31 protein-coding genes and 1 tRNA gene are annotated in these 26,549 nt (G+C 60.9%); 25 read left to right on the top strand and 7 right to left on the bottom strand.

Translation table 11 applies throughout. The features are described 5' to 3' along the window. Positions 1–182: 182 nt before the first annotated feature. A complete protein-coding gene (locus AK81_RS04355) occupies positions 183–1,076 on the bottom strand; it encodes a bestrophin family protein (RefSeq protein ID WP_043197003.1) in 894 nt (297 codons plus the stop codon). Between the two features lie 208 nt (positions 1,077–1,284). On the opposite strand from AK81_RS04355, the gene AK81_RS04350 reads away from it, so the two are divergent. Continuing rightward, positions 1,285–1,581, top strand: coding sequence for an addiction module antidote protein (locus AK81_RS04350; RefSeq protein ID WP_043197001.1), 297 nt, complete (start codon positions 1,285–1,287; stop codon positions 1,579–1,581). A gap of 10 nt (positions 1,582–1,591) precedes the next feature. On the opposite strand, the gene AK81_RS04345 is transcribed toward AK81_RS04350, so the two are convergent. Both AK81_RS04345 and AK81_RS04340 read right to left on the bottom strand, forming a co-directional pair. After that, positions 1,592–2,071 (bottom strand): GNAT family N-acetyltransferase, encoded by a 480-nt coding sequence (locus AK81_RS04345; RefSeq protein ID WP_043197000.1) that lies wholly within the window; start codon positions 2,069–2,071, stop codon positions 1,592–1,594. 170 nt (positions 2,072–2,241) lie between these two features. Beyond that, positions 2,242–2,889 (bottom strand): trypsin-like peptidase domain-containing protein, encoded by a 648-nt coding sequence (locus tag AK81_RS04340; RefSeq protein ID WP_043197011.1) that lies wholly within the window; start codon positions 2,887–2,889, stop codon positions 2,242–2,244. 341 nt (positions 2,890–3,230) lie between these two features. Between AK81_RS04340 and AK81_RS04335 the strand changes: the two genes are divergently transcribed. From AK81_RS04335 to AK81_RS04325, 3 genes are all read left to right on the top strand, one after another. Next, entirely contained in the window at positions 3,231–3,653 is a 423-nt protein-coding gene (locus tag AK81_RS04335; RefSeq protein WP_043196998.1) for a bleomycin resistance protein, read from the top strand. A 469-nt stretch (positions 3,654–4,122) separates the two neighbouring features. Then, positions 4,123–5,538, top strand: a complete 1,416-nt coding sequence (locus tag AK81_RS04330) for an NAD(P)/FAD-dependent oxidoreductase (protein ID WP_043196997.1) — start codon at positions 4,123–4,125, stop codon at positions 5,536–5,538. A 79-nt stretch (positions 5,539–5,617) separates the two neighbouring features. Then, positions 5,618–6,115, top strand: coding sequence for a RidA family protein (locus tag AK81_RS04325; protein WP_043196995.1), 498 nt, complete (start codon positions 5,618–5,620; stop codon positions 6,113–6,115). Between the two features lie 23 nt (positions 6,116–6,138). Here AK81_RS04325 and AK81_RS04320 read toward each other — a convergent pair whose 3' ends face one another. The 3 genes from AK81_RS04320 to AK81_RS04310 form a co-directional block, all read right to left on the bottom strand. Further along, complete coding sequence (locus tag AK81_RS04320; protein ID WP_043196994.1) at positions 6,139–6,357, bottom strand: hypothetical protein; 219 nt, start codon at positions 6,355–6,357, stop codon at positions 6,139–6,141. Then, positions 6,344–6,898, bottom strand: a complete 555-nt coding sequence (abiEi, locus tag AK81_RS04315) for a type IV toxin-antitoxin system AbiEi family antitoxin (protein WP_043196993.1) — start codon at positions 6,896–6,898, stop codon at positions 6,344–6,346. The genes AK81_RS04320 and abiEi overlap by 14 nt, the downstream gene beginning before the upstream one ends. A 175-nt stretch (positions 6,899–7,073) precedes the next feature. Next, positions 7,074–7,158 (bottom strand) — tRNA-Leu (locus AK81_RS04310). A 107-nt stretch (positions 7,159–7,265) separates the two neighbouring features. Here AK81_RS04310 and queA point away from each other — a divergent pair. From queA to AK81_RS04280, 6 genes are all read left to right on the top strand, one after another. Continuing rightward, positions 7,266–8,315, top strand: a complete 1,050-nt coding sequence (gene queA, locus AK81_RS04305) for a tRNA preQ1(34) S-adenosylmethionine ribosyltransferase-isomerase QueA (RefSeq protein ID WP_043196992.1) — start codon at positions 7,266–7,268, stop codon at positions 8,313–8,315. Positions 8,316–8,329: 14 nt separating this feature from the next. Continuing rightward, positions 8,330–9,445 carry a tRNA guanosine(34) transglycosylase Tgt gene (gene tgt, locus AK81_RS04300; protein WP_016501406.1) on the top strand — a complete coding sequence of 372 codons (1,116 nt, stop codon included), beginning with the start codon at positions 8,330–8,332 and terminating at the stop codon, positions 9,443–9,445. Positions 9,446–9,487: 42 nt separating this feature from the next. Beyond that, positions 9,488–9,823, top strand: a complete 336-nt coding sequence (gene yajC / locus AK81_RS04295; RefSeq protein ID WP_016484964.1) for a preprotein translocase subunit YajC — start codon at positions 9,488–9,490, stop codon at positions 9,821–9,823. A 63-nt stretch (positions 9,824–9,886) separates the two neighbouring features. After that, positions 9,887–11,749, top strand: coding sequence for a protein translocase subunit SecD (secD, locus tag AK81_RS04290; protein ID WP_043196990.1), 1,863 nt, complete (start codon positions 9,887–9,889; stop codon positions 11,747–11,749). A 10-nt stretch (positions 11,750–11,759) separates the two neighbouring features. Then, positions 11,760–12,668: a protein translocase subunit SecF gene (gene secF / locus AK81_RS04285; protein WP_019472644.1), complete on the top strand. Its 909-nt coding sequence runs from the start codon at positions 11,760–11,762 to the stop codon at positions 12,666–12,668. A 122-nt stretch (positions 12,669–12,790) separates the two neighbouring features. Next, the gene (locus AK81_RS04280) at positions 12,791–13,333 is read left to right on the top strand and encodes a glycine zipper 2TM domain-containing protein (protein ID WP_043196987.1); all 543 of its coding nucleotides are present in this window, start codon (positions 12,791–12,793) and stop codon (positions 13,331–13,333) included. A gap of 214 nt (positions 13,334–13,547) precedes the next feature. Here the strand turns inward: AK81_RS04280 and suhB are convergent, their stop codons facing one another. Further along, positions 13,548–14,366, bottom strand: coding sequence for a type III secretion system regulator SuhB (gene suhB, locus AK81_RS04275; RefSeq protein WP_012270588.1), 819 nt, complete (start codon positions 14,364–14,366; stop codon positions 13,548–13,550). 151 nt (positions 14,367–14,517) lie between these two features. On the opposite strand from suhB, the gene trmJ reads away from it, so the two are divergent. The 15 genes from trmJ (at position 14,518) to ispG (ending at position 26,528) form a co-directional block, all read left to right on the top strand. After that, entirely contained in the window at positions 14,518–15,273 is a 756-nt protein-coding gene (gene trmJ, locus AK81_RS04270; protein WP_043196986.1) for a tRNA (cytosine(32)/uridine(32)-2'-O)-methyltransferase TrmJ, read from the top strand. Positions 15,274–15,276: 3 nt separating this feature from the next. Continuing rightward, positions 15,277–16,062: a serine O-acetyltransferase gene (gene cysE, locus AK81_RS04265; RefSeq protein WP_043196985.1), complete on the top strand. Its 786-nt coding sequence runs from the start codon at positions 15,277–15,279 to the stop codon at positions 16,060–16,062. Positions 16,063–16,241: 179 nt separating this feature from the next. Then, a complete protein-coding gene (gene iscR, locus AK81_RS04260; RefSeq protein WP_043196984.1) occupies positions 16,242–16,733 on the top strand; it encodes a Fe-S cluster assembly transcriptional regulator IscR in 492 nt (163 codons plus the stop codon). A gap of 46 nt (positions 16,734–16,779) precedes the next feature. After that, positions 16,780–17,994, top strand: a complete 1,215-nt coding sequence (locus AK81_RS04255; protein ID WP_043196983.1) for an IscS subfamily cysteine desulfurase — start codon at positions 16,780–16,782, stop codon at positions 17,992–17,994. 47 nt (positions 17,995–18,041) lie between these two features. Then, entirely contained in the window at positions 18,042–18,428 is a 387-nt protein-coding gene (gene iscU, locus AK81_RS04250) for a Fe-S cluster assembly scaffold IscU (protein WP_007929523.1), read from the top strand. 32 nt (positions 18,429–18,460) lie between these two features. After that, positions 18,461–18,784 carry an iron-sulfur cluster assembly protein IscA gene (gene iscA, locus AK81_RS04245; RefSeq protein WP_016501399.1) on the top strand — a complete coding sequence of 108 codons (324 nt, stop codon included), beginning with the start codon at positions 18,461–18,463 and terminating at the stop codon, positions 18,782–18,784. Positions 18,785–18,792: 8 nt separating this feature from the next. After that, positions 18,793–19,314, top strand: a complete 522-nt coding sequence (hscB, locus tag AK81_RS04240) for a co-chaperone HscB (protein ID WP_016501398.1) — start codon at positions 18,793–18,795, stop codon at positions 19,312–19,314. A 42-nt stretch (positions 19,315–19,356) separates the two neighbouring features. Beyond that, on the top strand, positions 19,357–21,219 hold the full coding sequence (gene hscA, locus AK81_RS04235) for a Fe-S protein assembly chaperone HscA (RefSeq protein WP_043196982.1): 1,863 nt from the start codon (positions 19,357–19,359) through the stop codon (positions 21,217–21,219). Positions 21,220–21,222: 3 nt separating this feature from the next. Beyond that, positions 21,223–21,564, top strand: a complete 342-nt coding sequence (gene fdx, locus AK81_RS04230) for an ISC system 2Fe-2S type ferredoxin (RefSeq protein ID WP_043196981.1) — start codon at positions 21,223–21,225, stop codon at positions 21,562–21,564. A 10-nt stretch (positions 21,565–21,574) separates the two neighbouring features. Further along, positions 21,575–21,775, top strand: a complete 201-nt coding sequence (gene iscX / locus AK81_RS04225; protein ID WP_003248529.1) for a Fe-S cluster assembly protein IscX — start codon at positions 21,575–21,577, stop codon at positions 21,773–21,775. Between the two features lie 233 nt (positions 21,776–22,008). Further along, the gene (gene ndk, locus AK81_RS04220; protein ID WP_033701183.1) at positions 22,009–22,434 is read left to right on the top strand and encodes a nucleoside-diphosphate kinase; all 426 of its coding nucleotides are present in this window, start codon (positions 22,009–22,011) and stop codon (positions 22,432–22,434) included. 28 nt (positions 22,435–22,462) lie between these two features. Next, complete coding sequence (gene rlmN, locus AK81_RS04215; protein WP_043196978.1) at positions 22,463–23,608, top strand: 23S rRNA (adenine(2503)-C(2))-methyltransferase RlmN; 1,146 nt, start codon at positions 22,463–22,465, stop codon at positions 23,606–23,608. A 14-nt stretch (positions 23,609–23,622) separates the two neighbouring features. Further along, on the top strand, positions 23,623–24,384 hold the full coding sequence (gene pilW, locus AK81_RS04210; protein WP_043196976.1) for a type IV pilus biogenesis/stability protein PilW: 762 nt from the start codon (positions 23,623–23,625) through the stop codon (positions 24,382–24,384). Next, positions 24,381–25,415 (top strand): RodZ domain-containing protein, encoded by a 1,035-nt coding sequence (locus tag AK81_RS04205; RefSeq protein ID WP_043196975.1) that lies wholly within the window; start codon positions 24,381–24,383, stop codon positions 25,413–25,415. Before pilW ends, AK81_RS04205 begins: the two co-directional genes overlap by 4 nt. Before the next feature lie 3 nt (positions 25,416–25,418). Next, complete coding sequence (ispG, locus tag AK81_RS04200) at positions 25,419–26,528, top strand: flavodoxin-dependent (E)-4-hydroxy-3-methylbut-2-enyl-diphosphate synthase (protein WP_043196974.1); 1,110 nt, start codon at positions 25,419–25,421, stop codon at positions 26,526–26,528. The last annotated feature ends 21 nt before the right edge of the window (positions 26,529–26,549 follow it).

Raw genomic sequence — 26,549 nt, 5'->3', positions numbered from 1 at the left:
ATGTAAACGGCACGCTGCGAGCTCACCACGATGTTGGCCAGAAGTGAAAAACTTCCTCGAATAGGCCTGATACATAGATGCAACCGGGTTCCTATGTTCAAAAGCGGCTAGACAGTGTGGGCGAGTCCATACATAGGAGCGGCCTTGTGTCGCGATGGGCTGCAAAGCAGCCCCAAAATACCTCAGGCCCCCACACCCTCAGCACACTGCGCCTCCCGCTGCATCGACTCCAGGTTCCGCTCGATCGTCTCGCAAATGGTATCCATCTGGATCTGGTGCTCACTGAACCTGAACGGGCTCTGCAAATCAGTCCCGATCCGTTCGATAGCCAGCAGCATGAACCCTACTACCGTCGATGCCAGCGGCGTAAACCAACCCAGCGATTCCACCAGCCCCACCGGCACGATCAAACAGAACAAGGTGATGAACAGCCGCGGAAAATACACATAAGGGTAGGGCAGCGGGGTGTTGGCGATCCGCTCCATGCCACCCTGGGCATTGGACAGGTCTACCAGCGTCGACTCCAGCCTGGCCAGCCGGATACTGTCCAGCCGCCCGGCCTGGTATTCCCGGGCCAGCAAGGCCGCCGAACCGCCGAGAATGTCATTGGCGAAGTTGTTCGAACGGTTGCGCCGCTCGAATTCTGCCGGTGGAATGAACGCCATCAACTCGTCCGGGCACGGTTCACCCTTCAGGTGCGCCGCCAGGCAGTTCACATAGGCGATATGCCGGCGCAGCAACGTGGCCTTGACCGGGTTCAGGCCATCCTCCGTGTCATCGATCAGGGTCAGCGTCTGCCGCGCGAAGCTGCGCGACCCGTTCACCAGTGCCCCCCACAACGTGCGTGCCTCCCACCAGCGGTTGTAGGCGCTGCTGTTGCGAAAACTCACCAGCACCACCAGCGCCGAGCCCAGCAAAGTCAACGGGATCAGCGGCAGGGTGAACTTGCTGTTGAAGAACAGCATGAAATCGATGGTGACCAGCACATCCCAGATCAGCAGCCAGAACAGCGACCAGCCGATGTAGCCGATGGTCTTCACGACCAGGCGGTACTTGCGGGTGATGATGTCTTTCACGCGGGGTACCTCGAAACGCGGGGGATGCAGGATCGGACGTCGAGGCTCGGCGAAGGTTCGAGGGTTGTATGTTGCAAGGGATTTTTGTGGCTGTGGCGAAAGGCGGGTCCGACTTGAATGCTTGTATCTATATGGATACGATTGGATGATGATTTGATGTTTCTCGTTGAAAGGATGGAGAACTTTGCAGGCTGCTGAAGGAGATGAAATGAGCGAAAAATTGATCCCGTTTGATATGGCAGCCTTGTTGAGCAGCGATGAGGCAATCAGTGAATACCTTAACCAGGTGCTATCAGATGGCGATACCGAGGAAATCATTCGAGCACTTGGCCATATCGCTCGTGCACGGGGCATGACACATATTGCTACGGAGAGCGGGCTGGGTAGAGAAAGCCTGTACAAGGCGCTGAGCCCTGGCGCGAAGCCTCGCTTTGACACTGTATTGAGGGTCATTCGTGCCCTGGGAGTGGACCTTCTCGTTCAGCCACATGCAATGACCCGCTGATCCAGCTCGGTCAAGTCAGTATTTGCTTCATCTGCACCAACGCTACCCGCGTGCCGTCCCACGCCTGCCGCTCCTCGATGCCGAACGGTGTAAAGCCCAGCTGTAGATAAAGCAGCAAGCCGGCGGTGTTGTGATTGAAGCATGACACCCAGACCTCCCGGGCGCTGTACTGCTGACGGGCCAGCTCGTTCATGGCGGTTACCAGATAACGCGCTACACCAAGGCCGCGGGCGCTGGGGGCCACGACCACGTTGCCCAGGGCGCATACGCCGCCGTGTTCGGCTTTGTAGAAGTTGGCGAAGGCCAAAACAGCGCCGTTACCTTCCACTACCGTGGAGCCGCTGCGTTGGGCTATGGCGTCGCTCAACTGGTCGGGGGTGAGGGGGTAGGTGGCTTTGGGGAACATGTAGAACAGCTCGTCCGGGGTCTGCGGGAGGCTGCAGATGACGGGGATGTCTTCAGGCCGGACGGGGCGGTGGGTCAGGTGCATGGCAGGTCCTTCTTGCGCTGGCTGGCAGGGCTTCTTCGCGGGTAAACCCGCTCCCACAGGTACTGCACAAGACTCAAATCCTGTGCAGGCCCTGTGGGAGCGGGTTCACCCGCGAAGAGGCCATTAGCCGCACATCATAAGCCGCTTTCCATCCTCAATCGCGACCTGCCTCACGGCTTGGCGGCAACCGCCACGTAGCCTTTGACCGAAGCCGGTGCCTGAGGCTTGCCTTTGTGTGCCGTCAGGTACTGAAAACGCCGCCATTCCTTGTCGATCTCGCTGAACGACATGAACACGCTGATGCGGTCCTTGCCAGCCAGGTCCGGGCGCTTGCCCGCGTCGATCTCGCTGGTGGGAATGATGGCCACGTTGATGCCTACCACCTTGCCGTCATCGGCAAACACCGGCCCACCCGACATGCCCTTGGTGATCGGGCCGTCATGCACCGAGTAGAAGACGCTGCCAGGCGTACCTTCAAGCCGTACCAGTGACGGCAGGGCATGGCCCTTGCCCTGCATCGGCATCATGAAACTGTTGAAACCCACCGCCGTCACGGCTTCCCCCGGCACGTACTGGCGCCAGTGCGGCACAGCGCTGGCCTTGTGCTTGAAGAACACCACGTCACCGAGGCCCTCGTGGACAACGTTGCGCAGGAAGGGGGTGTGTTTGGCGGTTACTGCGTAATCCTCGTTCCACTGGATGGCGCTGGCCATCAGCAACATTGGCAGCGGGGCACCAGAAGTGACCACGAAAGCCTGGCTGTAGACGGGATCTGAAACGTACGACGTTGGCACTCCATTGCACCCACTGAGCAGCATCATTGCCGCCATGCAGGGCGCGATTGTTTTCATGTGTCACACAGGGCGTGGAGAAATGGGAGCGCAACTATGGCTAAGTGCCATTACGCTATCAATACTTTCGGCATATATCCGACGAATGACAGCTTAAGTGTTAGTCATGACGGCGGCCAATAGAATGCAGGTATTGCTACAGGTCCCAGAGCCATTGGGGCGGCGTCAAAGAGGAGGGATTTTTTCGGGCGGATCTGATGGGTGTGAGCTGCATTGAGCTGCGTTGGGCGACCACTCTGACAAGCTACCTTTTTCAGGGCGACCTGTTCATAGTTGCCAGTCGACTTACCCTGAAAGGAATCAGAACATTGTTTAAGCTAAATCCCTTGGTGCCCGAGCTGATTGTTTCTGATCTACCTCGCAGCCTGGCATTTTACTGCGGCGTACTCGGCTTCAAGATTGAATACGACCGGCCAGAAGAGCATTTTGCCTTCCTGTCTTTTGGTGGCAGCCAGCTGATGCTGGAGCAGGACTGGCAGAGTGACTCACCCTGGCGGGTCGGCCCGCTGGAGCCGCCGTATGGTCGAGGCATCAACCTGTCGATCGAATGCGCTGATGCACGGGCCTTGGTCGCGTCGCTGGGGGTTGCGGGGCATAGCATCAGAAAGCCGATTGAAGAGCGTTGGTACCGCCAGGGCGGCATGCTGGTCGGCCAGCGCAATTTCCTGGTGCAGGACCCGGACGGCTACCTGCTTCGGTTTGCTGAGGATCTCGGCATGAAGAGCGCCTGAACCAAGGGCGGACAGAGAAAATTGAGCCCAGTTTGCGCTGGGCATTGGACGGGTCTGCCACCGTCGGCTGCCGATGCCTTTGTCCATACAGAATATGTGGCGATGAAATGTCGCCACGGAACGCTATATCTCAAACGATTGCTGAATTCGCCGCATTCATTGCCTCAGCGCACGTTAGAAACTAATCCAGAATCTTCGCCATAACTAACTTTCCTCTTTCGAGTATTGGGTGTCGCCATATTAACTATTTATGTCACCTGCATGATAGTTTCAAAATGGCTGAACTAAGTATTTGCCCACAGCGCTTTTTCCCGAAGCGGGTCATCAACAAAATAGCCGCCCTTCAATTTTAAGCATCAGCCTGCACGCGACGGCCGCCAAGTTGACCGCGGCGGCTGGCGGCCAGGTAGGTGACTCGCCGCCTGTGGGCTGATGCAACCCACACCGAATACCAGGAAAGGAAAGTGTCATGGGAATGACGAGGCGTAAATTTTTGATCGGCGGCGGCGTCGTGGCTATCGGAGCGGGCGCAGGCATTCTGACCCCCTTGCTGACCCGCGAAGGCAGGTTGATCCCCGGCAAACCGCGGTTTGGTTTTGTAGAAGGCACCGAGGGGGCGCTACCCAAGCAGGCAGACGTCGTCGTTGTTGGCGCTGGTATTCTGGGGCTCATGACCGCAATCAATCTTGTCGAGCGTGGTCTCTCGGTAGTCGTCGTTGAAAAAGGTGATATTGCCGGCGAGCAGTCCTGCAGGTTCTATGGTCAGGTCATGACCTACAAGATGCCTGATGCGACGTTCCAGTTGCACCATCTTGCCAAACAACGTTGGCGCGAGATGAATGCCAAAGTGGGTGCAGATACCAGCTATCGCACGCAAGGCCGGGTCGAAGTTCCTTTCGATGAAGAAGACCTGGAAGGCGTCAGAAAGTGGATCGATGTCAAAAGCCGGGAAGTCGCAGCGGACAACCCCTTCAAGACCCGAATCATTCAAGGTAATGAACTCGAACAGCGGCTGCGCGGCGCATCATCGAGCTGGAAGGTTGCAGGTTTCGAGGAAGACTCCGGTAGCCTGGATGCCGAGCGCGCATCGTTTGTCATGGCGGAGTACGCCAAGAAAGTGGGTGTGCGCATCTACACCCACTGCGCCGCAAGGGGCCTGGAAACCCAGGCAGGCGTCATCTCCGATGTGGTGACCGAGAAGGGCGCCATCAGGACTTCTCGCGTGGTCGTGGCCGGCGGCGCCTGGTCCAGGCTGTTCATGCAGAACCTGGGCGTCGATGTGCCGACCTTGCCCGCTTACCAGTCCCAGCAAATCATCAGCGCGGCACCCCGTGCACCGGGGGGCAACGTCGCACTGCCAGGGAACATCTACTTCCGCGAGCAGGCCGACGGTACATACGCCACCTCGCCGCGTGTCGTCGTTGCCCCGGTGGTCAAAGAGTCGTTCATGTATGGCTATAAATACCTGCCATTGCTGGCCATCCCCGACTTCCCGGTGCACATCTCACTCAACAAGCAACTGATCGATTCGTTCACTCAGCCCACGCATTGGAGGCTGGACGAAGTCTCGCCCTTCGAGAAAAACAGGCTGATGACGGCGGCCCCGGATATCCCGGAGCTGGATGCATCTCTGGAAAAGCTCAAAGTCGAGTTCCCTGCCTTCAAGGATGCGAAGTTGATCGATCAGTGGAGCGGTGCCATGGCCATCGCCCCGGATGAGAACCCCATCATTTCGCAGGTCAACGAATACCCAGGCTTGGTCATCAACACCGCGACCGGTTGGGGTATGACCGAAAGCCCGGTGTCGTCCGAGTTGACGGCGGACCTGCTGCTTGGAAAGGCGCCGGTGCTGGACCCGAAACCCTTCAGCCTCTATCGATTCTAAGCACACATATCGCAATGGAATGACCCGTACACGCCTCATTGATGCGTGTACATTCTTGTGTAACCATCAGGAGAGAAGTATGAAATTCGCTTTCAAGACCGTTGCTGCACTGGCGTTGGGCTTAGCCGTTGTCGGCAGCGTTCATGCACAAGATATCGTGCGCCATGGCGCAGGTAGTTTCCCTATCTCGTCGGCTGTAGAGATTCCTGCCGGGAAGTCGATCGTCTATCTGAGCGGTTCTGTCCCGTCGGTGATCCACCCCGATGCGCCCAAGGATTCGCTGGAAGCCTACGGTGATACCAAGGCACAAACCATCAATGTGCTTGAAAGCATCCAGCAGCAGCTGAAAACGCTGGGTCTTGGCCTCACTGACGTGGTGAAGATGCAGGTGTTCCTGGTGGGCGGGCCGGAGAACGGCGGCAAGATGGATTTCGACGGCTTCATGGCCGGCTACACCCAGTTCTTCGGGCCAGCCGCCAAGCAGCCGGTGCTTCCTGCGCGCTCGGCGTTCCAGATTGCAGGCCTGGCGCACCCTGCCTGGCGGGTTGAGATCGAAGTGACAGCGGTTCGTCCCTGAGAGGACGTTTGCTCTAGCCCGACTTAATCGTTGGGCACAAAAAAACCGACCATAAGGTCGGTTTTTTTTGGATTTGGGTTCTCCGAGGCACCGATGAAGCAAAGACCTTGCAGCATCCCTGACTCGCTCAGAATTCGCACGATGTCGTGGTGTAGCAGCTCCTTTTCCACGACCACTTGTAGCGGGGCGAGGTCCGGTATGTTGCTCAGGGCCTGTTGGACTAGCTGGTCAAACAAGTTCATTGGCAATTTCCCAATCGATCAGGTCAAGGCTGCGCTTGGCGCGCTTCATGTCCGCGATTGCAAGGGCTGGCTTGGCGCGCCACAAGCGGCAGCGTTGGTCGTAGTCGATCTGGCCCTGAAGGTCGGCGGCCTTGCGTTTGGTGTGGATGAACTCAAGGGTGCCGAATGTGCCGCAACGTATGATCTGGCTTCGGCCAGACGACATCAGGGTGAGCCAGTTCAGGGGCACCTGCGAAATGATGCCTGCATCGCTAAGGGCGGATTCCAGGCTGATGTAGTTCAGGTTGTTCGCTCGCAGACGTGCAGCGGCGTGGTACAGAACAAGCCCTTGATTTGGCTTTACCGGGGTGTAGAGATAGAGGCCACGGCAGAGCCTGATCAAGGTGCTGTCGTTGGCGGCTCGGCTTAATAGAGCCCGATAGGCGATATCGGTGAGGTCCGGGAGCAGGGCTCGCATATCTGCGGGGGTGAACAGATAGCGTTGTGCAGTGGCTAGCTGCTGCAGGCCTTTATAGAGACGTCGCAAGGGTTGTTCGCGCATGGCGGTGGCTCTACACAAAGTCACGATCAGTGAAACCAAGTGTAGATCTGTAGCGATCCTGGTGCACAGAAAGTTACGTTTTGTGTAACTTTCTGTTGAGTGGAGGGGCGACTGTGCTGCTGGCTGATTAGCAGGCACAAAAAAACCGACCATAAGGTCGGTTTTTTCCGGATTTTGGTGCCCCGAGGGAGACTCGAACTCCCACTCCTTTCGAAAACGGATTTTGAATCCGCCGCGTCTACCAATTCCGCCATCAGGGCGTGTGGCGCGCAGTATAGAGAGGTGCCGCTAGTCGGTCAATCGGCTTTCATGGTCAATTTTCACGCATTGGGCTAAACTTCCCGGCCCTGCCGAACCGAACATCATCATGCGTGTCGCCGATTTTTCCTTCGAACTCCCTGATTCCCTGATCGCCCGCCACCCGTTGGCCGAGCGCCATGGCAGCCGTCTGCTGGTGCTCGATGGGCCGACCGGCGCGCTGTCGCACCGGCAATTCCCCGACCTGCTCGAATACCTGCGCCCCGGCGACCTGATGGTGTTCAACAACACCCGGGTGATCCCGGCGCGGTTGTTTGGCCAGAAAGCCTCTGGCGGCAAGCTGGAAGTGCTGGTCGAGCGCGTGCTCGACAGCCACCGGGTGCTGGCCCATGTGCGTGCCAGCAAGGCACCGAAAGTGGGCGCGGTCATCCTTATCGATGGTGGTGGCGAGGCCGAAATGGTCGCGCGCCATGACACGCTGTTCGAGCTGCGCTTCACCGAAGAGGTGCTGCCACTGCTCGACCGCGTTGGCCATATGCCGCTGCCACCCTACATCGACCGCCCCGACGAGGGCGCCGACCGTGAGCGCTACCAGACCGTGTACGCCCAGCGCGCCGGTGCAGTTGCCGCGCCCACTGCGGGCCTGCACTTTGACGAGGCGCTGCTGGAAAAGATCGCCGCCAAGGGCGTCGAGCGCGCCTTCGTCACCCTGCACGTGGGCGCGGGCACCTTCCAGCCGGTGCGGGTCGACAAGATCGAAGACCACCACATGCATAAAGAATGGCTCGAAGTGGGCCAGGATGTGGTCGATGCCATCGAGGCCTGCCGCGCGCGTGGCGGCCGGGTGATCGCGGTCGGCACCACCAGCGTGCGTTCGCTGGAGAGCGCGGCGCGCGATGGCGTGCTCAAGGCTTTCAGCGGCGACACCGACATTTTCATCTACCCGGGCCGGCCGTTCCATGTGGTCGATGCCCTGGTCACCAACTTCCACCTGCCGGAGTCCACGCTGCTGATGCTGGTCTCGGCGTTCGCCGGTTACCCCGAGACCATGGCTGCCTACGCGGCGGCGGTCGAGAACGGGTACCGCTTCTTCAGTTACGGTGATGCCATGTTCATCACCCGCAATCCGGCGCCACGCGGCCCCGAGGATCAAGCATGAGTCGCACCTGTCGAATGTCCTTCGAACTGCTGGCTACCGACGGCAAGGCCCGTCGTGGTCGCATCACCTTCCCACGCGGCACGGTGGAAACCCCGGCGTTCATGCCGGTGGGTACCTATGGCACGGTCAAGGGCATGCTGCCACGCGATATCGAGGCCATTGGCGCCGAGATGATCCTGGGCAACACCTTCCACCTGTGGCTGCGCCCGGGCACCGAGGTGATCAAGAAGCACAACGGCCTGCACGACTTCATGCAGTGGAAAGGCCCGATCCTCACCGACTCCGGTGGCTTCCAGGTGTTCAGCCTGGGCGCCATGCGCAAGATCAAGGAAGAGGGCGTGACCTTCGCCTCGCCAGTCGATGGCTCGAAGGTGTTCATGGGCCCTGAAGAGTCGATGCAGGTACAGCGTGACCTGGGCTCGGACGTGGTGATGATCTTCGACGAGTGCACCCCGTACCCGGCGGAGCACGACGTGGCACGTACCTCCATGGAGCTGTCGCTGCGCTGGGCCCAGCGCTCGAAGAACGCCCACGCCGACAACACGGCGGCGCTGTTCGGCATCGTCCAGGGTGGTATGTACCAGGACCTGCGCATGCGCTCGCTGGAAGGCCTGGAAAACATCGGCTTCGACGGCCTGGCCATCGGCGGCCTGTCGGTGGGCGAACCCAAGCACGAAATGATCAAGGTGCTGGATTACCTGCCGGGCATGATGCCCGCTGACAAACCTCGTTACCTTATGGGGGTAGGCAAACCGGAAGATCTCGTTGAGGGTGTGCGCCGCGGCGTCGACATGTTCGACTGCGTGATGCCTACGCGTAACGCGCGTAACGGCCATCTGTTCGTCGATACAGGGGTGATCAAGATCCGCAATGCGTTCCATCGCCACGATGAATCGCCGCTGGATCCGACCTGTGACTGCTACACCTGCACCAACTTCTCCCGTGCCTATCTCCATCACCTGGACAAGTGCGGCGAAATGTTGAGCAGCATGCTGAATACCATCCACAACTTGCGCCATTACCAGCGCTTGATGGCCGGTTTACGCGAGGCTATTCAACAGGGTAAATTGGCCGCCTTTGTCGACGCCTTCTACGCCAAGCGCGGGCTTCCCGTACCGCCTTTGGACTGACTGTCTGCATCCATTATTAGAAAATTACATTAGGAGTGCCCAATGAGCTTCTTCATCCCCGCCGCATACGCGGACGCTGCAGCACCTGCCGCTGGCCCAGCCGGTACCGGCTTCGAGTGGATCTTCCTGGTCGGTTTCCTGGTCATCTTCTACCTGATGATCTGGCGTCCACAGGCCAAACGTGCCAAAGAGCAGAAGAACCTGCTCGGCAACTTGCAGAAAGGTGACGAAGTTGTCACCAACGGCGGCATCGCCGGCAAGATCGTCAAGGTTTCCGATGATTTCGTTGTGCTGGAAGTTTCCGACACTGTCGAGCTGAAGTTCCAGAAGGGCGCCATCGCGGCAACCCTGCCAAAAGGTACGCTCAAGGCTATCTGAGTTACCGGTTTTATTTTCCAGTCGGGGCGCGCAAAGCGCCCCGCGTCTTGAACGGGCGGCGTGATGCTGAACAAATACCCTCTGTGGAAATATGCACTGATCGTGCTGGTACTGGTGGTCGGTTTCATTTATTCCGCTCCCAACCTCTACCCGGATGACCCGGCGGTGCAGATCAGCGGTGCCAGCTCGGCGCTGCAGGTGAACCAGGCCGACCTCGATCGCGTCAGCAAGGCGCTGGTCGATGCCAAGATCGCCGTCAAGGGCGTTAGCCTGGGTGAGAAGGGCAGCGGGCTGATCCGCCTGACCAACCAGGAAGACCAGCTGCCAGCCAAGGATGTAGTGCGCAAGGCACTGGGCGATGATTACGTCGTGGCCCTGAACCTGGCACAGACTACCCCGCAATGGCTGCGCAACCTGGGTGCAAGCCCTATGAAACTGGGCTTGGACCTGTCCGGTGGTGTGCACTTCCTGCTGGAAGTGGACATGGACAAGGCCATGACGGCCCGCATGAAAGTCTACGAAGGCGAGGTCAAGACCTTGCTGCGCAAAGAGCGCGTCCGCTACCGCAGCCTGCCTCAGCAGGATGGCGGCATCATGCTGGGCTTCGCTGACGATGCAACCCGCGAACAGGCACATGCCCTGATCCGCAAGAATTTCAATGATTTCGACCTGACCACCACCGAGCGCAATGACCTCGCCGTGCTGCGTCTGGCGCTGACTCAGGCAAAAGTTGCCGAGATCCGCGAATATTCGATCAAGCAGAACCTCACCACCGTCCGCAACCGTGTCAACGAGCTGGGCGTGGCTGAGCCGCTGGTACAGCGCCAGGGCGCCAACCGTATCGTGGTCGAGCTGCCAGGCGTGCAGGACACTGCCGAAGCCAAGCGTATCCTCGGTAAAACCGCCAACCTGGAGTTCCGCTTTGGTGCCGAGCCGGGTGCGTCCAAGGCCACTACCGAAGTGTTCGAGTTCCGCGAAGGCGGCCGTTCTGCCCCGGTCGAGCGCGGCCTGATCATCACCGGTGACCAGGTTACCGACGCCCAGGCCAGCTTTGACGAGCACGGCCGCCCACAAGTGAACATCCGCCTGGATGGCCACGGTGGCGAGCTGATGAGCCGTGCTACCCGTAGCAACGTCGGCCGCAGCATGGCAGTGATCTTCATCGAGCAGAAGCCGGTCACCCGCTACGTGAAGCAGACCGTCGACGGCGTCGAGAAGGACGTTGCCGTACAAAGCTTCGTGGAAGAGAAGAAGATCATCAGCCTGGCGACCATCCAGTCGCCACTGGGCAGCCAGTTCCGCATCACCGGCCTGAACGGCCAGGGCGAATCGTCCGAGCTGGCCCTGCTGCTGCGTGCCGGTGGTCTGGCCGCGCCGATGTACTTCGCTGAAGAACGTACCATTGGCCCAAGCCTGGGTGCCGACAACATCACCAAGGGTGTCGATGCGTCGCTGTGGGGCATGCTGTTCGTCTCGCTGTTCATCATCGCTATCTACCGCGGCTTCGGCGTGATCGCCACCATCGCCCTGGCGGGCAACATGGTGCTGCTGCTGGCGCTGATGTCGCTGCTGGGCGCTACCCTGACGCTGCCGGGTATTGCCGGTATCGTGTTGACCATGGGTATGGCGGTGGACGCCAACGTGCTGATCTTCTCGCGTATCCGCGAAGAGCTGAAATCCGGCATGTCGGTACAGCGCGCCATCCACGAAGGCTTCAACCGCGCCTACACCGCGATCATCGACGCCAACCTGACCAGCCTGCTGGTCGGCGGTATCCTGTTCGCCATGGGTACCGGCCCGGTCAAAGGCTTTGCGGTTACCATGTCCCTCGGGATTTTCACCTCGATGTTCACCGCCGTCATGGTGACCCGCGCAATGGTCAACCTGACCTGCGGCGGGCGTGACATCAAGAAGCTGTGGGTTTGAGGGAGCTGCGATGAAAACCATCAACTTCATGGGCGTGCGCAATGTCGCGTTCGCCATTACCGTGCTCCTCACCGTGCTGGCGCTGTTCAGCTGGTGGCAGAAGGGCCTCAACTTTGGCCTGGACTTCACCGGCGGTACGCTGATCGAGCTGACTTACGAGCGCCCGGCCGACCTCAAGGCGGTGCGTGCCGAGCTGGTCGATTCCGGCTTCCACGAGGCCGTGGTGCAGAGCTTCGGCGCTACCACCGACCTGCTGGTGCGTATGCCGGGCGATGACCCGCAGCTGGGTAACAAGGTGGCCGCTGCCCTGCAGAAGGCTGGCGGCGACAACCCGGCCACGCTCAAGCGTGTCGAGTTCGTTGGCCCGCAGGTGGGTGAAGAGCTGCGCGACCAGGGTGGCATGGGCATGCTCATGGCCTTGGGCGGCATCCTTATCTACCTGGCCTTCCGCTTCCAGTGGAAGTTCGCCGTGGGTGCGATCATCTCGCTGATCCACGACGTGGTGGTCACCCTGGGTATCCTGTCGTTCTTCCAGATTACCTTCGACCTGACGGTACTGGCGGCGGTGCTGGCGATCATCGGCTACTCGCTGAACGACACCATCGTGGTGTTCGACCGGGTGCGTGAGAACTTCCGCGTCATGCGCAAGGCCTCGCTGATCGAGAACATCAACGTTTCGACCACCCAGACCCTGCTGCGCACCATCGCCACCTCGGTTTCGACCTTGCTGGCCATTGCCGCGCTGCTGTTCTTCGGTGGCGACAACCTGTTCGGCTTCTCGCTGGCCCTGTTCATCGGCGTCATGGCCGGTACCTACTCGTCGATCTACATCGCCAACGTGGTACTGATCTGGCTGAACCTGAACAGCGAAGACCTGATCCCTCCAGTCAAGGCTGAAGGTGTGGACGAGCGTCCGTAAGGCCCTGTCCCTACGCCGTACGGCGACCAAAAAGGCGCGAGTGTTGAACTCGCGCCTTTTTTTTTGCTCCAAGGCTGGGAGAAGCGCGGGTTGAGACCCGCCGGTACGATCAGGAGGTTCACGTGAATAAATCAATGCTGGTGGGTGCGGTGCTGGGTGCTGTCGGTGTAACTGCCGGAGGTGCTGTGGCGACCTACAGCTTGGTGAACAAAGGCCCCGAAGTCGCCCAGGTGACTGACGTGCAGCCGATCAAGCAGCAGGTGAAAACCCCGCGTGAAGTATGCAAGGACGTGACCGTGACGCGTCAGGCGCCGGTCAAGGACCAGCACCAGATTGCCGGTACCGTGGTCGGTGCGTTGGCCGGTGGCTTGCTGGGTAACCAGATTGGCGGCGGTACCGGCAAGAAGATCGCCACCGTGGCCGGTGCGGTCGGTGGTGGTTATGCCGGTAACAAGGTGCAGGAAGGCATGCAGGAGCGTGACACCTACACCACCACGCAAACCCGCTGCAATACAGTCAATGACATCAGCGAGAAGGTAGTGGGTTACAACGTGACCTATTCCATCGGTGATCAGGTAGGCAAGGTGAAGATGGACCGCGAGCCGGGGTCGACCATTCCGCTGGACAAGAATGGCAAGCTGATCCTGAGCGAAGCTGCCCAGTAAGTCTGAATGCGGTCTGCTCTGTGTAGGAGCGGCCTTGTGTCGCGATGGGGCGCGCAGCGGCCCCAGGATCTGTGATCCATTAGAGATTGCCGGGGCTGCTTTGCAGCCCTATCGCGACACAAGGCCGCTCCCACAAAAAGCGGATTGCGCATGGCTTCAGCAGGCACAAAAAAAGCACCCCAAGGGGTGCTTTTTGCGTTTTGGCAATTCGCGCTTAGCGCTTCATGCTCTCAGGCAGGTGCGGCTGGATAGCCGTCAGTACCGCCTTGAAGCACTTGATGTTGCCTGCAACGATGTGGCCTTTGTCGAGGAAGTCATGGCCACCGTTGAAGTCGCTCACCAGGCCGCCGGCTTCCTGGATCAGCAGCACGCCGGCTGCCATGTCCCATTCGGACAGGCCCGACTCCCAGAAGGCGTCGAAGCGGCCAGCGGCCACGTAGGCGAGGTCCAGGCTGGCGGAGCCGGCGCGGCGGATGCCGGCGGTCTGGCCAGTCAGGGCACGGAACATGCCGAGGTAGTTGTCCATGTCGGCCATCTGGCCATCACGGAACGGGAAGCCGGTGCCCAGCAGGGCGCCTTCCAGGCTGGTGCGCGAGCTGACGCGCAGGCGGCGGCCGTTGAGCTGGGCGCCACGGCCACGGCTGGCGGTGAATTCTTCCTGGCGTACTGGGTCGAGCACCACGGCGTGCTCAAGGCGACCACGGTATTTGCAGGCGATGCTGACGGCGAAGTGGGGGATGCCGCGCAGGAAGTTGGTGGTGCCGTCCAGTGGGTCGATGATCCACAGGTAGTCTTTACCTTCTTCGCCGGTGCCCGCGTGCATGCCCGTCTCTTCACCCTGGATGGAGTGGTTCGGGTAGGCCTTGCGCAGCGCGTCGACGATCTTCTGCTCGGCGGCACGGTCAACCTCGGAAACGTAGTCCTTAGCCTCTTTCTCGTCCACCTTGATGCTATCCAGGCGTTCGATGGAGCGGAAAATCAGTTCACTGGCGCTGCGAGCGGCGCGCAGGGCGATATTCAGCATAGGCTGCATGGGCGGGTCACCTGGAGATGTTAAAGAAGAAAGCCGATCATTCTAGCAGAAAAGTTTGTCGGCAGAAGTGTCACATTTGCTTTCATGGCGTTACGTCTGTCGGTTCTGTACTATCGAAGGCCCTGATTCCTGCATCTGTGAGCACAACACCTTGCTGCAAAATATTCGTGTTGTTCTGGTCAATACCAGCCACCCCGGCAACATCGGCGGCGCTGCGCGTGCCATGAAAAACATGGGCTTGTCGCGTCTGGTGCTGGTGCAGCCGAAAGAATTCCCCGCCCTGGAAGCCAGTGCCCGCGCCTCGGGCGCCGACGATGTGCTGGATAACGCCCAGGTGGTCGACAGCCTTGAACAGGCGCTGGTCGGCTGTAACCTGGTGATGGGTACCAGCGCCCGCGAGCGCAGCATCCCCTGGCCGTTGATTGGCCCGCGCGAGTGCGGGGCCAAGGCGGTGGAGCATGCCAAGGGGGGCGAAGAGATCGCCCTGGTGTTCGGGCGCGAACACGCTGGCCTGACCAACGAAGAACTGCAGCGATGTCACTTCCACGTGCACATTCCCTCCAACCCCGACTTCAGCTCGCTGAACCTTGCAGCCGCTGTCCAGGTGCTCTCTTACGAGGTGCGCATGGCATCGCTGGCTGCCGGTGAGGCGCCGGGCAAAGTCGAGAAGGTTGACGCCAGCGAGCTGGCGACAATGGACGAAATGGAGCTGTTCTACGACCACCTGGAGAAAACCCTGGTGGGCATCGGCTTCCTCGACCCCGAGAAACCCAAGCACCTGATGCCGCGCCTGCGCCGGCTGTATGGGCGGGTGGCGGTCGAGCGTACGGAAATGAGCATTTTGCGCGGCATCCTCACCGAGACCCAGAAAGTGGTCCGGGGCGAGCCGCATAAACGGAAGGACTGACAGATGTTCGAACGCCTGCGTGAAGATATTCAAAGCGTATTCCACCGTGACCCGGCTGCGCGCAATGCCTTCGAGGTGCTCACCTGCTACCCGGGCATGCATGCCATCTGGCTGCACCGCATGGGCAATGCCCTGTGGAAGCGTGATTTCAAGTGGCTGGCCCGGCTGGTGTCGAACTTCGGCCGCTGGATGACCGGTATCGAGATCCACCCCGGTGCCACCATCGGCCGCCGCTTCTTCATTGACCACGGTATGGGTATCGTCATCGGCGAAACCGCCGAGATCGGCGATGACGTCACCCTTTACCAAGGTGTGACCCTTGGCGGCACCAGCTGGAACAAAGGCAAACGCCACCCCACCCTGGAAAACGGTGTGGTGGTAGGGGCGGGGGCCAAGGTGCTGGGGCCGTTCACTGTCGGCGCCGGGGCCAAGATCGGCTCCAATGCGGTGGTGACCAAGGCCGTGCCGGCCGGCGCCACAGCGGTGGGCATCCCGGGGCGGATCATCGTCAAGAGCGAGGACACCGAAGTCGAGGCCAAGCGCAAGGCCATGGCCGAGAAGATCGGCTTCGATGCCTACGGTGTCAGTGGCGACATGCCTGACCCGGTGGCGCGTGCCATCGGCCAGATGCTCGACCACTTGCAGGCGGTCGACGAGCGGTTGGAGGGCATGTGTGGCGCCCTGACCAAGATGGGTAGCGACTACTGCGCCAAGGAGCTGCCGGCCCTGCCGGAGGACGACTTCACAGAGGTTGCCCAGGTGGCCCAGCGCGACACTCAGTCGCATTGATTGCGCCGCGCTGAAATCATGGTGACATGCGGGGCGTGTGCTCACGCCCCTCGTCTGCTACAATCGCGCCCGCCTCCCAGATGCAAACCCGACTAAAGCAGTAGGTCTAATAGTTGACTTAAATGCTCGGGAATCGCATACTCGTACACATCCCGAAACTCCCGTGGTACCCAATAGCCATGCGACTGACTACCAAAGGCCGATACGCCGTGACTGCCATGCTTGACCTGGCGTTGCACGCGCAGCATGGGCCGGTGTCTTTGGCCGACATTTCCGAGCGCCAGGGCATTTCCCTCTCTTATCTGGAACAGCTGTTCGCCAAGCTGCGCCGCAGCAGCCTGGTCTCCAGCGTGCGCGGTCCAGGCGGTGGCTACCAGCTGTCGCGGGGCATGGAAACCATCCAGGTGGCCCAGGTCATCGATGCGGTCAACGAATCGGTCGATGCTACCCGTTGCCAGGGCCTCGGGGACTGCCATGCCGGTGATACCTGCCTGACCCACCACCTGTGGTGCGACCTCAGCCAGCAGATCCATGAATTCCTCAGCGGCATCAGCCTGGCCGACCTCGTCAAGCGCCGTGAGGTGCAGGAAGTTGCCCAGCGCCAGGACCTGCGTCGTGTCGCAGGCCGAACCGCCCAGCTGGACAAGATTGAGACGTCCGCCGTCGATTGATCCCCCCGGGACGACGAGCGACGCCACCGCCTGATAGGAGAGACAAATGAAGTTGCCGATCTACCTTGATTACTCCGCGACCACCCCGGTCGACCCACGTGTGGCCCAGAAAATGGCCGACTGCCTGCTGGTCGACGGGAACTTCGGTAACCCGGCCTCGCGCTCCCACGTCTTTGGCTGGAAAGCCGAGGAAGCGGTCGAGAATGGTCGTCGTCAGGTTGCCGAACTGATCAACGCCGATCCGCGCGAAATCGTATGGACCAGCGGTGCCACCGAGTCCGACAACCTCGCACTGAAAGGCGTCGCGCACTTCTATCAGACCAAGGGCAAGCACATCATCACCTCCAAGATCGAGCACAAGGCGGTCCTGGATACCGCTCGCCAGCTGGAGCGTGAAGGTTTTGAAGTCACCTACCTGGAACCGGGCGAAGACGGCATCGTCACCCCGGCCATGGTAGAAGCAGTGCTGCGCGACGACACCATCCTGGTCTCGCTGATGCACGTGAACAACGAAGTCGGCTCGATCAACGACATCGCCGCCATCGGTGAACTGACCCGTTCGCGCGGCGTGCTGTTCCACGTTGACGCCGCCCAGTCGGCCGGCAAGGTCGAAATCGACCTGCAAAAGCTGAAAGTCGACCTGATGTCGTTCTCGGCGCACAAGGTCTACGGCCCGAAAGGCATCGGCGCGCTGTACGTCAGCCGCAAGCCGCGTGTACGCCTGGAAGCGATCATTCACGGCGGTGGCCATGAGCGCGGCATGCGTTCGGGCACTCTGCCGACCCACCAGATCGTCGGCATGGGCGAAGCGTTCGCCATTGCCAAGCAGGAAATGGCCGCCGAAAACGTGCGCATCAAGGCCCTGAGCGACCGCTTCTTCAAGCAGGTCTCGGACCTTGAAGAGCTGTACGTCAACGGCAGCAGCACCGCTCGCGTGCCGCACAACCTGAACCTGAGCTTCAACTACGTCGAAGGCGAGTCGCTGCTGATGTCGCTGAAAGACATCGCCGTATCGTCCGGTTCGGCTTGCACCTCCGCTTCGCTCGAGCCGTCGTACGTACTGCGCGCTCTGGGCCGTAACGACGAGCTGGCGCACAGCTCGATCCGCTTCTCCTTCGGCCGCTTCACCAGCGAAGAAGAAGTCGACTACGCCGCGCAGAAAGTCTGCGAGGCCGTTAACAAACTGCGTGAGCTGTCGCCGCTGTGGGACATGTACAAAGACGGCGTTGACATCTCCAAGATCGAGTGGGCCGCCCACTAAGCAGTCGCCGGCAAGAGCGGCTCCCCTGATGAGGAAGGAATAGCACCATGGCTTACAGTGAAAAGGTCATCGACCACTACGAAAACCCACGCAACGTCGGCAAGATGAATGCCGAGGACCCGGATGTCGGTACCGGCATGGTCGGTGCTCCAGCGTGCGGTGACGTGATGCGTCTGCAGATCAAGGTCAACGAGCAAGGCATCATCGAAGACGCCAAGTTCAAGACTTACGGCTGCGGTTCGGCCATCGCTTCCAGCTCCCTCGCCACCGAGTGGATGAAGGGCAAGACCCTGGACGAAGCCGAAACCATCAAGAACACCCAGCTGGCGGAAGAACTGGCGCTGCCGCCAGTGAAGATCCACTGCTCGGTACTCGCCGAGGATGCCATCAAGGCAGCCGTTCGCGATTACAAGCAGAAAAAAGGCTTGATCTAAGTCGCCTGCAAGGTAAGAGGTAAGGAGTTCTGATGGCTATCAGCATGACAGAAGCCGCCGCCAACCACGTGCGGCGTTCCCTCCAGGGGCGCGGCAAGGGCGAAGGCATTCGCCTGGCCGTGCGCACCACCGGCTGCTCGGGCCTGGCCTACGTGCTGGAGTTCGTCGACGAAGTGGCGGGCGAAGACCAGGTGTTCGAGAACCACGGCGTGAAGGTCATCATCGACCCGAAAAGCCTGGTGTACCTTGACGGCACCGAACTGGACTTCGTCAAGGAAGGGTTGAACGAAGGCTTCAAGTTCAACAACCCCAACGTGCGCGGTGAGTGTGGCTGCGGCGAAAGCTTCAACGTCTGAGGCTGGCTGTGGGTACTCCTTGTCATTACGCTCTGTTTGATCTCCAGCCGTGCTTTCGGCTGGACCTCGACAAGCTGGCCACTCGCTATCGCGAGCTGGCCCGCGAGGTCCATCCTGACCGCTTTGCCGACGCTTCCGAGCGTGAGCAGCGGGTAGCGCTGGAGAAGTCCGCGGCCCTCAACGACGCCTACCAGACGCTGCGCAGTGCGCCGCGCCGTGCCCGCTATCTGCTGGCCATCGGTGGCCACGAAGTGCCCCAGGAGGTCACGGTCCACGACCCCGACTTCCTGCTGCAGCAGATGCAGTGGCGCGAAGAGCTCGAAGAGCTGCAGGACGAAGCCGACCTCGATGGTGTTGCCGTGTTCAAGAAGCGCCTCAAAGGTGCCCAGGACACGCTGAACGAGGATTTCGCCGCCTGCTGGGATGTGCCTGCCGAGCGCGACAAGGCCGAACGCCTGATGCGCCGCATGCAGTTCCTCGACAAGCTCGCCCAAGAAGTGCGCCAACTGGAAGAGCGCCTCGACGATTAACCCGGCGTTGCCCGTGATGACGCCTAAGGTATTCAGATAAGCATGGCCCTACTGCAGATCGCCGAACCCGGTCAAAGCCCTCAGCCGCACCAGCGCCGCCTGGCGGTGGGTATCGACCTGGGTACCACCAATTCTCTGGTCGCTGCCGTGCGCAGCGGTCGCAGCGAACCCCTGCCCGATGCGCAGGGCAACGTCATTCTGCCCTCTGCGGTGCGCTACCTGGCTGGCCACAACGAGGTTGGCCTGGCTGCGCGCGAGGCGGCCGCCAGTGACCCGCTGAACACCGTGCTGTCGGTCAAACGCCTGATGGGGCGCGGCCTGGCCGACGTCAAGCAATTGGGTGAGCAGCTGCCGTACCGCTTCATTGGCGGCGAATCGCACATGCCGTTCATCGACACTGTCCAAGGCCCGAAAAGCCCGGTGGAAGTGTCCGCTGACATCCTCAAGGTGCTGCGTGAGCGCGCTGAAGCGACCCTGGGCGGTGACCTGGTGGGCGCGGTGATCACCGTGCCGGCTTATTTCGACGACGCTCAGCGCCAAGCGACCAAGGATGCGGCCAAGCTGGCCGGCCTGAACGTGCTGCGCCTGCTCAACGAGCCGACTGCCGCTGCCGTTGCCTACGGCCTGGACCAGAATGCCGAAGGCCTGGTGGCCATCTATGACCTGGGTGGCGGTACTTTTGATATTTCGATTCTGCGCCTGACTGCTGGTGTTTTCGAAGTGCTGGCCACCGGCGGTGATACCGCCTTGGGTGGTGACGACTTCGACCACGCCATTGCTGGCTGGATCATCGAGCAGGCCGGCCTGTCCTCCGACCTCGATCCGGGTACCCAGCGCCAGCTGTTGCAGGCCGCCTGCGCCGCCAAGGAAGCCCTGACCGACGCTGACGTGGTCAGCGTCAACCACGGTGCCTGGCAGGGTGAGCTCAGCCGGGCCGCCTTTGATGCCATGATCGAGCCGCTGATCGCCCGCAGCCTCAAGGCCTGCCGCCGCGCCGTGCGCGACAGCGGTGTCGAGCTTGAGGAGGTAGGTGCAGTGGTCATGGTCGGTGGTTCGACCCGCGTACCGCGTGTGCGTGAGGCTGTCGGTACACTGTTTGGCCGCACGCCGCTGACCTCGATCGACCCTGATCAGGTGGTCGCCATCGGTGCCGCCATCCAGGCCGATACCCTGGCCGGCAACCGCCGCGAAGGTGGTGAACTGCTGCTGCTTGACGTCATCCCGCTGTCGCTTGGTCTTGAGACCATGGGCGGGCTGATGGAGAAAGTGATCCCGCGCAACACCACCATTCCGGTGGCGCGTGCCCAGGAGTTCACGACTTATAAAGATGGCCAGTCGGCCATGATGATCCACGTGCTGCAGGGCGAGCGTGAGCTGATCAGCGACTGCCGCTCGCTGGCACGCTTCGAGCTGCGCGGTATCCCGGCGATGGTTGCCGGTGCTGCAAAAATCCGCGTCACCTTCCAGGTGGATGCCGACGGCCTGCTCAGCGTTGCCGCCCGTGAGCTGGGCTCGGGCGTGGAAGCCAGCATTCAGGTCAAGCCGTCCTACGGCCTGACCGACGGCGAAATCGCCCGCATGCTCAAGGATTCCTTCGAACACGCAGGTTCCGACAAGCAGGCGCGCCAGTTGCGCGAGCACCAGGTGGACGGCGAGCGTCTGCTCGAAGCAGTACAGGGCGCCCTGGACGCCGACGGCGAGCGCCTGCTCAGCAGCGAAGAGCGCGAAGCCATCGAATTCCAGATGCAAGAACTACGTGATTTGCTTGCCGGCACCGATGGCCCAGCCATCGAGCAACAGACCAAGCGTCTGTCGCAGGTGACCGACGCATTTGCCGCCCGTCGCCTTGATTCGACGGTCAAAGCCGCACTGGCCGGGCGCAACCTGAATGAGATCGAGGAGTAACCGATGCCGCTGGTGACATTCCTGCCGCACGAGAAGTTTTGCCCCGAAGGGCTGACCGTGGAAGTGCCGACCGGGACCAACATCCTGGAACTGGCCCACGACCATCACATCGAGATGGAAAGCGCCTGCGGCGGCGTCAAGGCCTGCACCACTTGCCACTGCGTCGTGCGCAAGGGCTTCGACTCGCTGGAAGAAGCCGACGAGCTGGAAGAGGACATGCTGGACAAGGCATGGGGCCTGGAAGCGCAGTCGCGCCTTGGCTGCCAGGTGGTCGTTGGTGATGCAGACCTGACCATCGAGATCCCCAAGTATTCGCTTAACCACGCTGCCGAAGCACCGCACTGAGGTCCTGTACATGAGTCTGAAATGGGTTGATGTACTTGAGATCGCCATCCAGCTTGCAGAAAGCAAGCCTGAGGTCGATCCTCGTTATGTGAATTTCGTCGACCTGCACCGCTGGGTGCTGGCATTGCCAGAGTTCAGCGACGATCCGTCACGCGGCGGTGAGAAAGTGCTTGAGGCAATCCAGGCCGCCTGGATCGACGAAGCCGACTAAAGGCTTGTGCCAAAAGTCGCCGAGCGCCGATCAGGCAAGGCGAAAACAGGCGAGGAAGCGGAATTTACTGGTTGTAAATGAGCATTCCGAGCCTGTTTTCAACGCAGCATGATCGGCGCGCAGGCACTTTTGGCACAAAGCCTGTGCGTCATTTGCAGGTTAGGCAATCCCCTAAAACCCGCGTATAATTCGCGGGTTTAATTTTTCGTAACACTCATATTCTGGAGTTTTCCATGGCTGTTCAACGTACTTTCTCGATCATCAAGCCTGACGCAGTTGCCAAAAACGTCATCGGCAAGATCACCACTCGCTTTGAAGACGCCGGCCTGAAAATCGTTGCCTCGAAAATCAAGCAACTGTCCAAAGCCGAAGCCGAAGGCTTCTACGCTGAGCACAGCGAGCGCGGCTTCTTCGGTGACCTGGTTGCCTTCATGACTTCCGGCCCGGTTGTTGTTCAGGTTCTGGAAGGCGAAAACGCCATCGCTCTGAACCGTGAGCTGATGGGCGCTACCAACCCTAAAGAAGCTGCTGCCGGCACCATCCGTGCTGACTTCGCCGAGTCGATCGACGCCAACGCCGTTCACGGTTCGGACTCCGAAGCTGCTGCTGCTCGCGAAATCGCTTACTTCTTCGCTGCTACCGAGGTAACCACTCGCTAAGCGAAAGCTTACGGGTGAGGGTGAATCCATGACGACATCTACTGGCAAAATCAACCTGTTGGGTCTGACCCAGCCGGAAATGGAACAATTCTTCGACTCAATCGGGGAGAAGCGCTTCCGTGCCGGCCAGGTGATGAAATGGATTCACCATTTTGGCGTGTCCGACTTTGCGGACATGACCAACGTAGGCAAGGTCTTGCGCGAAAAGCTCGAGGCCGTTGCCGAAATTCGCCCACCGGAAGTGGTGAGTGAAGACATTTCTGCAGACGGCACCCGCAAGTGGGTGATCCGCGTTGCCTCCGGCAGCTGCGTCGAGACCGTCTACATTCCTACCGACGACCGCGGCACCTTGTGCGTATCGTCGCAAGCCGGCTGTGCCCTGGATTGCAGCTTCTGCTCCACCGGCAAGCAAGGCTTCAACAGCAACCTCACCGCCGCCGAAGTCATTGGCCAGGTGTGGCTTGCCAACAAATCCTTCGGGACCGTTCCTGCCAAAGTCGACCGCGCGATTACCAACGTGGTCATGATGGGCATGGGCGAGCCCTTGCTGAACTTCGACAACGTCATCGCCGCCATGAAAATCATGATGGATGACTTGGGCTATGGCATTTCCAAGCGTCGCGTCACCCTGTCCACCTCGGGCGTGGTGCCGATGATCGACGAACTGGCCAAGCACATCGACGTGTCGCTGGCCCTGTCGCTGCACGCACCGAACGACGAACTGCGCAACAAGCTGGTACCGATCAACAAGAAGTACCCGCTGAAAGTGCTGCTGGAGTCGTGCATGGGCTACATGTCCACCTTGGGTGGCAAGCGCGTGCTCACCGTCGAGTACACGCTGCTCAAGGACATTAACGACCAGCCCGAGCATGCCGCGCAGATGATCGAGTTGCTGCGCGATGTGCCGTGCAAGATCAACCTGATCCCGTTCAACCCGTTCCCGCACTCGGGCTACGAGCGGCCGAGCAATAACGCCATTCGTCGCTTCCAGGACCTGCTGCACCACGGTGGTTTCAACGTCACCACCCGTACCACCCGTGGTGAGGACATCGATGCCGCTTGTGGCCAGCTGGTCGGCCAGGTCAACGACCGTACCCGTCGCAGCGAGCGCTACATCGCCGTACGCCAGATTTCCGCGGACGTCGAGCTTCAAGACAGCGCCGCCAGCCACTGACCGGAACCTTGCCCATGAGCCTGCGCGCTGCGCTGTCGATCCTTGCGCTTTTGCTGCTGGCCGGCTGCGTGTCGGGCGGCGCGGGCGACCCCCTGGCCAGCCGCCAGGGCAGGGCGGATGCGGGGCGTGCTTATGTGCAGCTTGGCCTGGGTTATTTGCAACAGGGTTTGACCGAGCAGGCCAAGGCGCCGCTGGGCAAGGCCCTGGCCCTGGACAGCCGTGACGCCGACGCGCATGCCGCCCTGGCGCTGGTGTTCCAGGCCGAAGGTGAGCCGGCACTGGCCGAAGCGCACTTTCGCAAGGCCTTGCAGGCCCGCACGGGCGACACGCGAATTCGCAACAATTACGGCAGTTTCCTTTATGCTCAGGGGCGATTTGCCGAGGCCGAGCAGATGTTTCGCCTGGCCAGTAGCGATACCCTGTATCCTGAGCGCTCACGCGTGTACGAGAACCTGGGCCTGACCGCCCTGAAGCTCGAACGCCGCGAGCAGGCGCACGCGTATCTGCACAAAGCGTTGCAACTCAACCAGCGGCAACCGAAAGCGTTGCTGGAAATGGCTGAGTTGTCCTACGAAAACAGGCATTATGTGCCGGCCCGGGACTACTACGATCGTTTCAGCCAGCTGAGCGACCACGATGCCCGTAGCCTGCTGCTGGGCAGCCGCCTTGCCAGGGTGTTCGACGAGCAGGGCACACTGGCCGAGCTGGGCCAGCAATTACAACGACTTTATCCCGGTACGCCGGAATATCAGCAATACCTGTCGGAGCAACGATGAACGCCGCGCATCCCGAAGTAGCAGTAGCGCCTGGCCAGAACCCCGGTGAGCTTTTGCGCCTGGCCCGTGAGAAACGGGACTGGTCTCAAGCCGAGGTGGCCCGCAAGCTCAACCTCACTGTCAGTTCGTTGAACCATGTGGAAACCGGCGCCTTCGACAAGCTGCCCGGTCATACCTTCGCCCGTGGCTATATCCGCGCCTATGCCAAATTGATGGACCTTGACCAGGCCACCCTGGTAGAAGCCTTCGACCGCTACACCGGTACCCACGCCAAAGGCAGCGATGTGCACTCGCTGGGCCGTATCGAAGAGCCGGTACGCCTGTCGCACAACATCCTGCGCGGCGTCAGCCTGCTGTTGCTGGTGGCTGTGGTCGGTGGTGGCTTCGTCTGGTGGCAGGACCAGGGCAGCCTGCGTGGCAAGGACCTGGCCAAGATGGCCCTGGAGCACGTCGAAGTCGAAAGCGCCGACGGCACCACTCAGATTCACCCGCTTGACGAGCCTGAAGATCAGGCCGTTACCGCTGGTCAGCAGCCCGAAAGCGCGCCGCTGGCACTGGAGCAGGGCACTGCCGAACAACCTGCCGCTGCCGCCGAACAGGCTCCGGCAAGCCCGGCGCCAACGGCTGCTGCACCCGCACCCGCCCAGCAGGTGCCTGCGCAACCTGCAGCCAGCGTTGCGCCTGCTGCGTCTGCCCCGGTAGCACCGGCTACCCCTGCACCGGCCGCTGTTGCGCCCGTGGCACCTGCAGCCGCCGTGGCCGCTGCCGAGCCAGCCGCAGTGCCGGCAGGTAGCGCCAAGGTCGCCATCCAGTTCACCGCCGATTGCTGGACCCAGGTCTCCGATGGCAACGGCAAGGTGCTGTTCAGCGCCGTCAAGCGCAAGGGGGACAACCTCGAGCTGACCGGCAAGCCGCCGTTCGCGGTACGCCTGGGCTTTGCCCGCGGCGCCCAGGTCAGCTACAACGGCCAGGCCGTCGATGTTGCCCCGTTCACCAGTGGCGAGACTGCTCGCCTGAAGTTGGGACAGTAAGTCATGCACGGCGAATCTCCGATCAAACGTCGCGAATCCCGCAAAATCTGGGTCGGCAATGTGCCGGTGGGTGGTGATGCACCTATCGCGGTGCAGAGCATGACCAATACCGACACCAACGACGTGGCCGCCACCGTGGCGCAAATCCAGCGCCTGGTCGATGCCGGCGTGGACATCGTGCGGGTTTCGGTGCCGGACATGGACGCGGCCGAGGCGTTTGGCAAGATCAAGCAACTGGTCAGCGTGCCGTTGGTCGCCGACATCCACTTCGACTACAAGATCGCCCTGCGCGTGGCCGAACTGGGCGTCGATTGCCTGCGTATCAACCCGGGTAACATCGGCCGCGAAGACCGTGTACGCGCCGTGGTCGATGCTGCCCGTGACCGTGGCATCCCGATCCGTATCGGCGTAAACGCCGGTTCGCTGGAAAAGGACCTGCAGAAGAAGTACGGCGAACCGACCCCGGCGGCGCTGGTGGAGTCGGCCCTGCGCCATGTCGAGCACCTCGACCGCCTGGACTTCCAGGACTTCAAGGTCAGCGTCAAGGCATCCGATGTGTTCATGGCCGTCGAAGCCTACCGCCTGCTGGCCAAGCAAATCGTGCAGCCGCTGCACCTGGGCATCACCGAAGCCGGTGGCCTGCGTTCAGGGACGGTGAAATCCGCCGTCGGCCTCGGTATGCTGCTGGCCGAAGGCATTGGCGATACCATCCGTATCTCGCTGGCGGCCGACCCGGTCGAAGAAGTGAAAGTCGGCTACGACATCCTCAAGTCGCTGCACCTGCGTTCGCGTGGCATCAACTTCATCGCCTGCCCGAGCTGCTCGCGGCAGAACTTCGATGTGGTCAAGACCATGAACGAGCTGGAAGGGCGCCTGGAAGACCTGCTGGTGCCGCTGGACGTGGCGGTGATCGGTTGTGTGGTCAACGGCCCGGGTGAAGCCAAGGAAGCCCATGTAGGCTTGACCGGCGGCACGCCGAACCTGATCTACATCGACGGCAAGCCGGCGCAGAAGCTGACCAATGACAACCTGGTCGATGAGCTGGAAAGGCTCATCCGCCAGAAAGCGGCCGAAAAGGCCGAAGCCGACGCGGCGCTGATCGCCCGTGGCTGACACACAGAATTCGTAAGGACT

This window comes from Pseudomonas putida W15Oct28, assembly GCF_000708715.2.
GTDB classification, from domain to species: Bacteria; Pseudomonadota; Gammaproteobacteria; order Pseudomonadales; family Pseudomonadaceae; genus Aquipseudomonas; species Aquipseudomonas putida_R.
Note: the sequence above shows the minus strand (reverse complement) of the source record. Positions and strands in the feature narration are given on the sequence as shown.

Excerpts from the sequence above, each read along its gene's own strand:
- AK81_RS04340 (WP_043197011.1), bottom strand. The coding sequence starts at position 2,889 with ATGCTGCTCAGTGGGTGCAATGGAGTGCCAACGTCGTACGTTTCAGAT.
- hscA (WP_043196982.1), top strand. The coding sequence starts at position 19,357 with ATGGCCCTACTGCAGATCGCCGAACCCGGTCAAAGCCCTCAGCCGCAC.
- AK81_RS04205 (WP_043196975.1), top strand. The coding sequence starts at position 24,381 with ATGAACGCCGCGCATCCCGAAGTAGCAGTAGCGCCTGGCCAGAACCCC.
- cysE (WP_043196985.1), top strand. The coding sequence starts at position 15,277 with ATGTTCGAACGCCTGCGTGAAGATATTCAAAGCGTATTCCACCGTGAC.
- rlmN (WP_043196978.1), top strand. The coding sequence starts at position 22,463 with ATGACGACATCTACTGGCAAAATCAACCTGTTGGGTCTGACCCAGCCG.
- secD (WP_043196990.1), top strand. The coding sequence starts at position 9,887 with ATGCTGAACAAATACCCTCTGTGGAAATATGCACTGATCGTGCTGGTA.
- AK81_RS04320 (WP_043196994.1), bottom strand. The coding sequence starts at position 6,357 with ATGAACTTGTTTGACCAGCTAGTCCAACAGGCCCTGAGCAACATACCG.
- AK81_RS04325 (WP_043196995.1), top strand. The coding sequence starts at position 5,618 with ATGAAATTCGCTTTCAAGACCGTTGCTGCACTGGCGTTGGGCTTAGCC.
- iscU (WP_007929523.1), top strand. The coding sequence starts at position 18,042 with ATGGCTTACAGTGAAAAGGTCATCGACCACTACGAAAACCCACGCAAC.
- iscA (WP_016501399.1), top strand. The coding sequence starts at position 18,461 with ATGGCTATCAGCATGACAGAAGCCGCCGCCAACCACGTGCGGCGTTCC.
- ndk (WP_033701183.1), top strand. The coding sequence starts at position 22,009 with ATGGCTGTTCAACGTACTTTCTCGATCATCAAGCCTGACGCAGTTGCC.
- secF (WP_019472644.1), top strand. The coding sequence starts at position 11,760 with ATGAAAACCATCAACTTCATGGGCGTGCGCAATGTCGCGTTCGCCATT.
- tgt (WP_016501406.1), top strand. The coding sequence starts at position 8,330 with ATGTCCTTCGAACTGCTGGCTACCGACGGCAAGGCCCGTCGTGGTCGC.
- suhB (WP_012270588.1), bottom strand. The coding sequence starts at position 14,366 with ATGCAGCCTATGCTGAATATCGCCCTGCGCGCCGCTCGCAGCGCCAGT.
- AK81_RS04330 (WP_043196997.1), top strand. The coding sequence starts at position 4,123 with ATGGGAATGACGAGGCGTAAATTTTTGATCGGCGGCGGCGTCGTGGCT.
- yajC (WP_016484964.1), top strand. The coding sequence starts at position 9,488 with ATGAGCTTCTTCATCCCCGCCGCATACGCGGACGCTGCAGCACCTGCC.
- abiEi (WP_043196993.1), bottom strand. The coding sequence starts at position 6,898 with ATGCGCGAACAACCCTTGCGACGTCTCTATAAAGGCCTGCAGCAGCTA.
- ispG (WP_043196974.1), top strand. The coding sequence starts at position 25,419 with ATGCACGGCGAATCTCCGATCAAACGTCGCGAATCCCGCAAAATCTGG.
- AK81_RS04345 (WP_043197000.1), bottom strand. The coding sequence starts at position 2,071 with ATGCACCTGACCCACCGCCCCGTCCGGCCTGAAGACATCCCCGTCATC.
- pilW (WP_043196976.1), top strand. The coding sequence starts at position 23,623 with ATGAGCCTGCGCGCTGCGCTGTCGATCCTTGCGCTTTTGCTGCTGGCC.
- iscR (WP_043196984.1), top strand. The coding sequence starts at position 16,242 with ATGCGACTGACTACCAAAGGCCGATACGCCGTGACTGCCATGCTTGAC.
- AK81_RS04350 (WP_043197001.1), top strand. The coding sequence starts at position 1,285 with ATGAGCGAAAAATTGATCCCGTTTGATATGGCAGCCTTGTTGAGCAGC.
- AK81_RS04255 (WP_043196983.1), top strand. The coding sequence starts at position 16,780 with ATGAAGTTGCCGATCTACCTTGATTACTCCGCGACCACCCCGGTCGAC.
- fdx (WP_043196981.1), top strand. The coding sequence starts at position 21,223 with ATGCCGCTGGTGACATTCCTGCCGCACGAGAAGTTTTGCCCCGAAGGG.
- iscX (WP_003248529.1), top strand. The coding sequence starts at position 21,575 with ATGAGTCTGAAATGGGTTGATGTACTTGAGATCGCCATCCAGCTTGCA.
- queA (WP_043196992.1), top strand. The coding sequence starts at position 7,266 with ATGCGTGTCGCCGATTTTTCCTTCGAACTCCCTGATTCCCTGATCGCC.